The sequence below is a fragment of the Anaeromyxobacter sp. PSR-1 genome (assembly GCF_000964525.1).
Taxonomy (GTDB): domain Bacteria; phylum Myxococcota; class Myxococcia; order Myxococcales; family Anaeromyxobacteraceae; genus Anaeromyxobacter.
In genome coordinates, this window is sequence record NZ_BAZG01000256.1 from 1 (window position 1) to 4,949 (window position 4,949).

Genomic DNA, 4,949 nt, shown 5'->3' on the forward strand with positions numbered 1-4,949 from the left:
GGCGTCGGTCCCGCCCGGCTCGCGGCTGGCCGGCAAGGCGGTGGCCGAGGCGGACCTGGCCGCGCAGCTCGGCCTCGACGTGCTGGGGATCCACCGGCGCCCCGTCGTGCAGCGCCTCACCAAGCTGCAGCTCCTCGCGCCGGGCCGGCGGCGCGGCGGGTCCATCGGCGCGCTCCCCATCGCGGCCGGCGACCTGCTGCTGCTGCGCGGGCCGCCCGAGCGGGTCCGCGCGCTCGCCGACGGCGGGCTGCTCCTCGTGCTGAGCGGCGTGGACGCCGAGCCGCTCCGGCGGCGGAAGGCGCTGCTCGCGGCGGCGATCTTCCTCGGGGCGCTGGGCGTCGGGACCGCCGGGCTGCTGCCCCTGGCGGTCGCGGGGCTGGCGGGGCTGCTCGCGATGATCTTCACCGGCTGCGTGGACGCGCGGCGGGCGCTGCGGGTGGACTGGCGCGTGGTGCTGCTGGTCGGGTCGATGCTGGCGCTCGGCCTCGCCATGGAGGAGAGCGGCGCCGGGCGCCTCGTCGGCGAGCGGCTCGCGGCGGCGGGGGCGCTGGGCGGCCCGCACGGCGTGCTGCTCGCGCTGGTCGTGCTCACCATCGTCCTGTCCGCGCCCATGAGCAACCAGGCCGCCGCGCTGGTGATGCTGCCGGTCGCGATCGCCGCCGCGCACCGGCTGGGCGTGGACCCGCGCCCGTTCGCGATCGGGGTGACGCTGGCGGGCTCGTGCTCCTTCGTGACGCCGCTCGAGCCGGCGTCGATGCTGGTCTACGGGGCGGGGCGGTACCGCTTCTCGGACTTCGTGCGCGTGGGGACGCCGCTCACGCTCGGCATCGTCGCGCTGCTCACGCTGGCGGTGCCGCTCGTCTGGCCGTTCGCGCGCTGACGCGGACGCACCGTCTCAGGGGAGCGACGGCGCGCGATCGCGCCAGGGCGCGGCGTCCTCCACCTGCGCGGCCAGCCGGAACAGCGCCGCCTCGTCCCCGAACCGCCCCACCACCTGCACGCCGATGGGCAGGCCGTCGCGGCTGAAGTGGAGCGGCAGGCTCATCGCCGGCTGGCCGGTCTGGTTGAACAGCATGGTGTTCCCGGTGGCGTCGAACGAGCGGCTCCCCAGCTCGTCGAAGAGCCGCTCCAGCAGCCGCCGCGAGCCGAGCCGCGCCACGAAGCGCAGCGCCAGCCGCTCGTGCGAGCGCGCCGCGAGCGCCCCGACCCGGACCGGCGGGCGCGCCAGCGTGGGCGTGAGCAGCGCGTCGTGGTGCTCGAAGAACGCCGCCACGCCGCGCGAGGCCCGCTCCAGCTCCACCCGGGCGAGCACCAGGTCCTGCGCCGAGAGCGCGCGGCCGCCGGCGGCGAGCGCGGCCGTCTCCGGCTCGAGGTCCCCGCCGCGCGGGCGGCGCCCCACGTGGCGCGCCGCGAGCTCGACGTCGGCCGCGGTCTGCGCCGCGAGCGTGACCAGGTACGCCCGCGCCAGCGCGTCGCGCGGGAACTCCGGCCGCGCCTCCACCAGCTCGTGGCCGAGGTCGGCGAGGAGCCGCGCGGCCGCGTCCACCGCCGCGGCGCAGTCGGGATCGGTGGAGCGCGCGAACAGGCCCTCGCGCGTGAACGCGATCCGCAGCCGCCCCGGCGGCGCGCCCACCTCGGCGAGGAACGGGCGGGCCTTGGGCGGCGCCGCGTAGGGATCGCCCGGCGCCGGGCCGTCGATCGCGTCGAGCAGCGCGGCCGAGTCGCGCACCGAGCGCGTCAGCACGCCCTCCACGGCGAACCCGCCCAGCGCCTCGCCGAACGCCGGCGCCAGCGTGACGCGCCCGCGCGTCGCCTTCAGCGCGAACAGGCCGCACACCGAGGCGGGGATGCGCAGCGAGCCGCCGCCGTCGTTCCCGTGCGCGGCCGGGACGATCCGGGCCGCCACCGCCGCGGCGCTCCCGCCCGACGAGCCGCCCGACGTGAACGCCGGGTTCCACGGGTTCCGGGTCGGCCCGCGCAGCGCCGGCTCGGTGACGCCCATGACGCCCAGCTCCGGCGTGTTGGTCTGCCCGAACAGCACCAGCCCCGCCGCCTGGAACCGCCGCACCGTCTCGGCGTCCTCCGGCGCCACGAACCCGGCCAGCAGCCGCGACGAGCACGTGTACGGGTGCCCCTTCCACGCGGCGAGCAGGTCCTTCAGCAGGAACGGCACGCCGGAGAGCGGGCCGGCCGGGAGCGGGCCGCGGGCGCGGGCGCGCGCCTCGTCGTCGTAGCGGGCGACGATGGCGTTGATGGGCGGGTTGCGCCGGTCGGCGCGCTCCAGCGCCGCCTCGAGCAGCTCGAGCGCGGTCACCTCGCGGCGCGCGACCAGCTCGGCCAGACCGAGCGCGTCGAGGCGGTCGTACTCCGGCAGTCGCACGGCGTGGCCTCCTGGGGAATCCCAGGATAGCCCCGGGCCGGGGCGCGGGGCGGACGCGGCACGCCCGCACCCCGGCCGGGGCGGGAGCTACGGGATGGGGGGCGCGCCGCAGGCCCAGGCGTGCTCGGTGCCCTGGTGCACCGCGGCGTAGACGGCGTCGCGGAGCCGGTTGGCCTCGTCGTCGGTGAGCGTCCGCCCCAGCGCGCGCAGCACGAGCCGGAGCAGCACGTTCTTCTGCCCCGGGCGCATCCCCAGCCGCGCCCGCGCCGCCTCCGGCAGCGCGTCCCAGGGCGTCTCCGAGCGGACCTCGATGGCCTCGACGTCGCCGGCCCGGGGCCCGAGCGCCTCGCGCACGCGGTCGCCGAGCGCCTCCGCGCCGGCGTCCGCCGCCACCGCCACCGAGAGGTCGCGGCGCACCGGCGGGTGGCGCGAGACCGCCCGCCACGGCGAGAGGTCCTGCATCTGGGCCGCGATGCGCGGGTCGTCGGAGCGGAGCAGGCGGATGTCGTCGAGCCCCTTCGCCAGCATCACGAGGCGGTCCAGCCCGAGCCCCATGGCCAGCCCGCTCGCGTCCGCGGGCAGCCCGGCCTCGGCGAGCACCTCGGGCGCGACCAGGCCGCACTCGCCGATCTCGATCCACTCGCCGCGCACGCGGACGTCGATCTGCCTGCCCTCGCGCGTGTACGGGTGCGGCGACGGCACCACCGAGAGCGTCAGCTCGGGCAGCACCGCCCGGACCGCGGTGGCGATCATCTCGGCCAGCTCGTGCACGCCGAGCGGCGGCCCGCGGCGGATCCGCCACAGGTCCACCTGGTGCGGCTCGCCGGTGTGGAGGCGGTCGATGGCGTCGCGCCGGTACACCAGGCCCGGGCAGACCAGCAGCAGGTCGCGCGGCGGCGCGGCGGCGAGCCTGCGCAGCGCCGGCGGCACCATGGCGGTGGTCTGGGTGCGGAGCAGGTGCGTCTCGGACACGTAGCGGGTGTGCCGCGCGTCGCGGGCCGCGCCGCCGGGCGGGTAGTGGAGCCGGTCGTAGTTGTCGGCGACCGCGACCACCGGGCTGGCGCGCTCCACGGCGACCGGGCAGCGCCAGGTGGCGGAGAGCGCGTCCACCGCCTTGCGCAGCACGAGCTGCACGGCGTGCGGGCCCTGCGCAGGGTCGGTGAGATCGCGGATCGCGAGCGCGCGTTTCAGCGCGCCGGGGGAGAGGACGGGGAGCTTCGACATGGTTCGGGCCTCGAGCGCCGGGGGCGCGCCGCGCGGCGGCGCGCCGTTGGAAGGAAGGGTGGAGCGACGACTCCCCCCGCCACGGCCCGAACGATCTCGATGGTGCGGAGCGGCCCCTGCTCACCGCGCGAGCGGGTCCGTCCAGGCACCGGGCCGGGACGGAGGGCCGCTAAATCGACGCGCACACGGGCTCGTCCGGGCACCGGGCCGGGACGAGGGGCCGCAATATCGACGCGCGATCGCGCTCAGGAGGACCACGTCACGAGGATAGCCGCCGGGGCGCGCCGGCGCAACGCCCGCTCACTGCTTGAGCTGCGCGCGGTGCCCGGCCTCCTCGTCGAAGCCGTGCGCGAGGACGAAGTGGTAGACGGGGTACGGCTCGTCGCCGCTGCCCCCGATCAGCTCGAACAGGAACTGCCCGGCGTCGCCGTCCGGGTCGGGGAGCACCTGCACGAACAGCACCTCGCGCGCCTCGATGGCGATCTCGGCCAGGGTCTGCTTGCCGCGGGAGAGCTGGACCACCGGTACGCGCTCCTCGTCCTCCTCGAGGTGCCAGTGCAGGTCCTCCTGATCGTAGAGGAACGTGTCGGGGGTCCCGGCGCGCAGGATGCAGTTGGGGTGGCGCTTGAGCCAGCGCCAGAAGCGATCGAACGTGAGGGTCGAGCCGGTCTCGACGGTGACGGGCATGGGTGGGAATATAGCGTCGAAGGTCCGCGCGCGGGGCCCATCGCGCGCGGGGCGCACGGCGCACGCCGCGCCGGCGCGGGTCGAGGCCGCGATGGATCGCTTCCGCGCAGCCGGGCTGGAGCTCCAGGAGCTGGGCGCGCGCGATCTGGCGCGCATCCAGGACCTGCTGGAGCGGTGCGCCGAGTGGTGGGCGCTCATCCACGGCCGCGCGCCGCGCGACGACGAGGCGGAGTGGCTGCTGCAGGACGTCCCGCCGCGCTTCGACCGCCGGCGGCTGGTGGGGGTGGCCGCGGGCGGCGGCGCGCTGGCGGGGCTGCTCGACGCGACCGACGGCTGGCCGGAGCGCGGCATCACCTGGATCGGCCTGATGCTGTTCGAGCCGGCGTCCCGCTCCCGCGGGCTGGGCGCGGCGCTGCTCGCCGAGCTGGATCGCGAGCTGCGCGCGGCCGGGACGCGGGCGGTGCAGCTCATGGTGCAGGCGCAGAACCCGCGCGCCCGGGCGTTCTGGGAGCGGATGGGCTTCTGGCCGGTGGCGAGCGCGCGGGTGCGGGCCGGGCGGCTCGTGAACGACGTGACCGTGCTCCGGCGCGAGCTCGTCGCGGCGGGCGGCGCCGCCGGGCGCGGGCCCGGGGAGGCGGCGTGAGCGCCCGCGCGGCCG

At 77.6% G+C, this 4,949-nt stretch carries 5 protein-coding genes; 2 read left to right on the plus strand and 3 right to left on the minus strand.

Annotation, left to right across the window (positions count from 1 at the left end):
- Positions 1-880, plus strand: an 880-nt coding sequence (locus PSR1_RS21720) for an SLC13 family permease (RefSeq protein WP_152643414.1), incomplete at its 5' end; no start/stop codon positions are given.
- Between the two features lie 15 nt (positions 881-895).
- Here the strand turns inward: PSR1_RS21720 and PSR1_RS21725 are convergent.
- The 3 genes from PSR1_RS21725 to PSR1_RS21735 form a co-directional block, all read right to left on the minus strand.
- Positions 896-2,380 (minus strand): amidase, encoded by a 1,485-nt coding sequence (locus tag PSR1_RS21725; protein ID WP_059439436.1) that lies wholly within the window; start codon positions 2,378-2,380, stop codon positions 896-898.
- Between the two features lie 87 nt (positions 2,381-2,467).
- Positions 2,468-3,604, minus strand: coding sequence for a hypothetical protein (locus PSR1_RS21730; protein WP_059439437.1), 1,137 nt, complete (start codon positions 3,602-3,604; stop codon positions 2,468-2,470).
- Between the two features lie 300 nt (positions 3,605-3,904).
- On the minus strand, positions 3,905-4,291 hold the full coding sequence (locus tag PSR1_RS21735; protein ID WP_011422480.1) for a hypothetical protein: 387 nt from the start codon (positions 4,289-4,291) through the stop codon (positions 3,905-3,907).
- A gap of 91 nt (positions 4,292-4,382) precedes the next feature.
- On the opposite strand from PSR1_RS21735, the gene PSR1_RS21740 reads away from it, so the two are divergent.
- Positions 4,383-4,934 carry an N-acetyltransferase gene (locus PSR1_RS21740; RefSeq protein WP_059439438.1) on the plus strand — a complete coding sequence of 184 codons (552 nt, stop codon included), beginning with the start codon at positions 4,383-4,385 and terminating at the stop codon, positions 4,932-4,934.
- Positions 4,935-4,949 lie beyond the last annotated feature (15 nt).